At 29.2% G+C, this 5467-nt stretch carries 6 protein-coding genes and 5 tRNA genes; all 11 read left to right on the forward strand.

The features are described from left to right. Positions 1 to 29 precede the first annotated feature (29 nt). The 11 genes from RH99_RS17495 (at position 30) to RH99_RS17545 (ending at position 5346) form a co-directional block, all read left to right on the forward strand. Positions 30 to 104, forward strand: a tRNA-Glu gene (locus RH99_RS17495). 64 nt (positions 105 to 168) lie between these two features. Further along, positions 169 to 252, forward strand: a tRNA-Leu gene (locus tag RH99_RS17500). A gap of 8 nt (positions 253 to 260) precedes the next feature. Next, positions 261 to 335, forward strand: a tRNA-Gly gene (locus RH99_RS17505). A 7-nt stretch (positions 336 to 342) separates the two neighbouring features. Next, positions 343 to 416 (forward strand) — tRNA-Gly (locus RH99_RS17510). A 3-nt stretch (positions 417 to 419) separates the two neighbouring features. After that, positions 420 to 496: transfer RNA gene (locus RH99_RS17515), tRNA-Arg, on the forward strand. Positions 497 to 878: 382 nt separating this feature from the next. Next, entirely contained in the window at positions 879 to 1571 is a 693-nt protein-coding gene (gene sfsA, locus RH99_RS17520; protein WP_010241355.1) for a DNA/RNA nuclease SfsA, read from the forward strand. Between the two features lie 86 nt (positions 1572 to 1657). Further along, a complete protein-coding gene (locus RH99_RS17525) occupies positions 1658 to 2200 on the forward strand; it encodes an NAD(+) diphosphatase (RefSeq protein WP_010241357.1) in 543 nt (180 codons plus the stop codon). A 337-nt stretch (positions 2201 to 2537) separates the two neighbouring features. Next, the gene (locus RH99_RS17530; protein WP_010241358.1) at positions 2538 to 3233 is read left to right on the forward strand and encodes a beta/alpha barrel domain-containing protein; all 696 of its coding nucleotides are present in this window, start codon (positions 2538 to 2540) and stop codon (positions 3231 to 3233) included. Between the two features lie 24 nt (positions 3234 to 3257). Continuing rightward, positions 3258 to 3419 carry a hypothetical protein gene (locus RH99_RS19405; protein WP_010241359.1) on the forward strand — a complete coding sequence of 54 codons (162 nt, stop codon included), beginning with the start codon at positions 3258 to 3260 and terminating at the stop codon, positions 3417 to 3419. Between the two features lie 37 nt (positions 3420 to 3456). Continuing rightward, positions 3457 to 4968: a carboxypeptidase M32 gene (locus RH99_RS17540; RefSeq protein ID WP_010241360.1), complete on the forward strand. Its 1512-nt coding sequence runs from the start codon at positions 3457 to 3459 to the stop codon at positions 4966 to 4968. A 192-nt stretch (positions 4969 to 5160) separates the two neighbouring features. Further along, positions 5161 to 5346 carry a hypothetical protein gene (locus RH99_RS17545; protein WP_010241361.1) on the forward strand — a complete coding sequence of 62 codons (186 nt, stop codon included), beginning with the start codon at positions 5161 to 5163 and terminating at the stop codon, positions 5344 to 5346. Positions 5347 to 5467: the final 121 nt, after the last annotated feature.

Here is a 5467-nt window from a genome sequence, read left to right on the forward strand (position 1 = left end):
AGTATTTTATTTAAATACTTACTAATTATGGCCCCTTGGTCAAGCGGTTAAGACACCACCCTTTCACGGTGGTAACATGGGTTCAAGTCCCGTAGGGGTCACCAATGACTTGTGCTTGGTTTTACATTTACTTGTTTAACTAGGCATTTGTTTATTATTTAATTTTGTGCAGGTGTGGCGGAATTGGCAGACGCACTAGACTTAGGATCTAGCGCCTACGGCATGGGGGTTCAAGTCCCTTCACCTGCACCAATATATAAGCGGGAGTGGCTCAGTGGTAGAGCGTCACCTTGCCAAGGTGAACGTCGCGAGTTCGAATCTCGTCTTCCGCTCCATATATAAGCGGGTGTAACTCAATGGTAGAGTGTCAGCCTTCCAAGCTGATTACGAGGGTTCGATTCCCTTCACCCGCTCCATATGCGTCTTTAGCTCAGCTGGATAGAGCAACGCCCTTCTAAGGCGTGGGCCGGGGGTTCGAATCCCTTAAGACGCACCACGAAAGAATCTTCTTTATTACAAGAAGATTCTTTTTTATATTATTATATAAAAAAAGACAAAAATAAGGTATGGTTTATTTTTAATATTTATAAAAACTGTGGATAAATAAGATATTATCCACAGTTTTTTGCAAATATCCACAGATATATGTGGATAAATATAATAATTTTAATATATGTAGTATATTAAAAAAGATATATTATCAATATATAGTGGTGTGCATAATGTTAATAACTTATATACAGATATAAAAGCTTATATTATAAGGGATTACGAGGATATAATACATAGTGTGTATAAGTTATTAACAACTTATGTTGATATTTGAATTAAATTGTTAATATGAATATTTAAAATAATAAGAGATGGAAGATGATAATATGGATATAGAAAAAAATATTAGAGTTGTAAAATTTATAAATAGACCTAATAGATTTCAAGCATATGTGAAATTAGATAACGAAACAATTATGGTTCATGTCCCTAACACAGGAAGATGTAAAGAAATATTAGTTCCTGGATGCACAGTAATTTTAAGAGAGGAAAATGGAGTTAATAGAAAAACTAAATACGATTTGATTGCTGGATACAAAGGAAATAAGCTTATAAATATAGATTCACAAATACCCAATAAGATAGTAGAAGAAGCCCTGTTAAGTAAAAAAATTGAAAAATTAAAAATTTTTAATATTGTAGAAAGAGAAAAGACTTACGGTAATAGTAGATTTGATTTTAGACTTACAGATGATTATAACAATATATATTATCTTGAAGTAAAAGGAGTCACTTATGAGGAGGATGGAAAAGCTAAATTTCCAGATGCACCTACAGAAAGGGGAAGAAAACACCTTCTTGAACTTGTTGAAGCTAAAAATAAAGGAATAAATGGAGGCGTTATATTTGTGCTTCAAATGGATAATATGAAATCTTTTAGACCATATGACGATATGGATCCTAAATTTGGTGAGGCACTTAGGATGGCAAAAGAAAATGGAGTTGATATTTTTGCATATGAATGCACTGTGGGAGAGAAATTTATAACTATATCAAAGCCGGTAGATGTTATATTATAAAAGTTTATGTTAATAATAAAACAATGTACATTAGCTTATATTTTACTTATAATATTTATATAAATAACTTAGGGGGATAACTACTGATGAAATTTAAATATTGTCCTATATGTGGTGGAAAATTAGTAGAAAAGTTTAGTTATGATGAAGGTGGAGTACCATATTGTCCGAAAGATGATATCATGTATTTTGATACTCCTAAACCGTGTGCAATAGTGGCTGTTGTAAAAGATGATAAAATATTATTATTAAAACAAAGTTACATATTTAAACACTCAAAAGTGTTGGTATCAGGGTATGTTACAAATGGGGAAACTGTGGAAGACACAGTTTTAAGAGAGGTTAAAGAAGAAACGGGAATAGTTGTTAATAACCCCGAATATCTTGGGAGCTACTATTTAGCCTCTAGAGAAATAATAATGTTAACCTTTATGGTTAAATACGAAAGTGGAGATATAATAAAATCAGATGAAGTAGAATGGGTTGATTGGAGTAATCTAGAGGATGCACTTTGTGAAATGTGTGAGGATGAAATAGGAAAAAGTGTAGTTAAAAAAGTACTTAAGAATATAGGCTATAATGACAAAAGGGCATATAGATGTGATGACGGAAGTTGTGAGCTAAAATAGAAAATATTCCAGGTATTTGTTTTGAAGATTGTATTCCTATTAGCAATTTAAAAAAGGTTAAGTTTTTCTGTTTAGAAATACATAACCTTTTTTATTTTATAGTTTATATTAATATACGTACTTACTTTATTTAGAATTAGAATATTAAAGGTTTTATATAGAAATATAGTTATTAAATTATAGTTAATAATTGTTACTTATATATAGTAAAATTATACTTAAAGTGATAATATAGTTTTAGAAATATTTGTATATTAGTTTATAAATTTATGGTTTTTATTTATATATTTTATCATTAGTTGATTATATAAACAAAATAAGATATAGAGGTGAGTATATGAGTAATAATAAGTTTGTCCCAGATATAAAAGGTACTCTTAGAAGTCATATGATAGAATTGCCAGAAATTATAAGAAGTGCAAGCGGTATTAGAATATTTGGTAAAAGATTAAAATCATTTGTATTTACAACGGATGTGGCAATAATAAGAAATACTAATGCAGATGCAGTTATTGCAGTATATCCATTTACGCCACAACCTGTAATCACATCGGCATTAGTTCTATCAGCAGATGTTCCTGTTTTCTGTGGAGTAGGTGGAGGGTTAACAACAGGAAAAAGAGTTATTAACTTAGCTTTAGATGCTGAATTTAAAGGAGCTATGGGAATTGTTTTAAATGGCCCTACCTCTAATGAAGTTATAAGGCAGGTAAGAGAAACTGTAGATATACCTATTGTTGTGAGTGTGCTTTCAGAATATGATGATATTCAAGCTAGAATTGATGCAGGAGCTACAATTCTAAATGTTACAGGAGCCAAAAAAACTGCTTATATAGTAAAAAAAATAAGAGATCAATTCCCTGAATTTCCTATTATAGCTACTGGTGGAGCTACGGAGGAATCAATAACAGAAACTATTGAAGCCGGTGCTAATGCAATAACGTATACCCCACCAACCAGTGCTAAAATTTTTAGTGGAATAATGAATACCTATAGAGATAGATACAAAGAACAAGAAAATAGACAGAAGTGAATAACAGATATAGAGGTGTTATAAATGATAAAAGAAGGGGCAAATTGTAAGCATTGTCCAGAGTTAAAAACAGGACATTGTGATAGCAAAGCTGAAGACTGCATGTGTAAAAAATGTCCTAGAAATTTAGGTCAGTGTTTAACTACGAGATATTGTAGAGAAACAGAATCGGTATTATGTAGTTAAATAGTTTAAAATAACGTACTTTCTGGAGGAATTATAAATGGTAAAAGAATTTCAAGAGAAATTAATTGAGCTAAAGGAATATTTAAAAAAACTAGAGTATTTAAAAAGTGCAATGGCTTTAATACAATGGGATAGTGTTGTTAATATGCCTGCTAAAGCTATTCATTACAGAAGTGAAATATTAGGTTATCTTTCTGGAGAGAGTTATAATATATCTACGTCCAATAAGATTAAAGAATATGTTGATTTTTTCAGTAATAAAAGAGATTTAGATGATATAACTAAGGGAACTATAGAGAAGATATCAAAAGAATATGATAGAAATAAAAAAATACCTAAAAAAGATTATACGGAATATATAATTGCTGGTTCTATTTCAAGTGCTGCTTGGGATGAGGCTAAAAGAAAATCCGATTTTAAAATATTTCAGCCTCACCTTGAGAAGATGGTAAATTATAATCAGAAATTTGCGGATTACTGGGGATTTAAAAAGAATAGATATGATGCTCTTTTAGATATATATGAGCCAGGTATTACTACAGAGAAATTAGATGAGGTATTTGGAAATCTAAGAGATGCTATTGTTGAACTACTAAATAAGATTAAAAAGTCTGGGAATAATCCTGATATTCAATTTTTTAATGGTAATTTTCCAAAAGATAAACAAGAAAAACTTGCCAAAAGAATAATATATAAAATGGGATATGATTATAAAGAGGCAGGTAGGGTGGATGAATCTACTCATCCATTCACTACTAGTTTTGGTAATAAAGATGTAAGGATAACTACGAATTACGATGAAAGTGATTTTAGACCAGCTTTATTTAGTTGTATTCATGAAGCAGGTCATGGAATATATGAGCAAGATATTTCAGATAATCTTCAAGGAACTCTACTTGGAGAGGGTGCTTCTATGGGAATTCATGAATCACAATCAAGATTTTATGAGAATATAATTGGTAGAAACAAAAATTTTTGGAAGTTTTTTTATCCTGATGTAGTAGAGCAGTTTCCTAAATTTAAAGATATATCTTTAGAAGATTTCTATAGAGGTATTAATTATGTGGAGCCTTCATTAATTAGAACTGAAGCAGATGAGTTAACTTATAGTCTACATATAATAATAAGATATGAAATTGAAAAGGCACTTATCAATGGAGATATTTCAGTAGAAGAACTACCTAATGTCTGGAATAAAAAGTATAAGGAGTATTTAGGAATAGAACCTAAAAATGATAGAGAAGGAGTATTGCAAGATATACATTGGTCCGATGGAAGTTTTGGATACTTTCCTAGTTATGCACTAGGGAATCTTTATGGAGCTCAATTTTTAAATAAAATGAAGAGTGATATTTCAAATATATATCAGGAAATAGCTAAAGGTAATTTGAATGTTATACATAAATGGCTAAAAGACAATATACATAAGTATGGATGTATATATACACCCACAGAATTAATTAATAAGGTAACAGGAGAAGAACTTTCATCTAAATATTTTATTCAATATTTGAATGAAAAATTTAAGAAAATATATAATATAAAATAAGTTCCTTAATTATTAATAAAAAAACCAGTATGAAAATTTAATTGATTTTTATACTGGGTTTTTTATTGAAATATTATTATATAAACATAGCATATGTATAGTTTAGAAGATAATAAGAGTGAAAAGTGTAAAAGAGAATTTTTTTCATAATTTGAGGAATAATAAGAAGAAAAGAATATAGGTGGTGTTTATATGCTTAATAGTGAAATGAAAAACGTAATAGCTGAAAATTGTGAGTCTTATGAAACAAAATTTAAAATAGTTACTATGAGTGTAGGAAGACTTAATGAAAGTTGTAGTAATTGCATAAACTTTAGGGGTGAAAAATGTACAAAGGGATTATTTAATGAAATGAAGGATATCATAAGTGTAAATTAATATTAAATATTATCTTAAATATAATTGTATACAATTATGCATTCAATAAATAATAACTAATAGATGCGATTTAAATAAAATATCTATTTTAATTTAATAATTTAGAAGAAATTATAATATA

Source organism: Clostridium arbusti SL206 (assembly GCF_000246895.1).
In the GTDB taxonomy this organism is placed as follows: domain Bacteria; phylum Bacillota; class Clostridia; order Clostridiales; family Clostridiaceae; genus Clostridium_I; species Clostridium_I arbusti.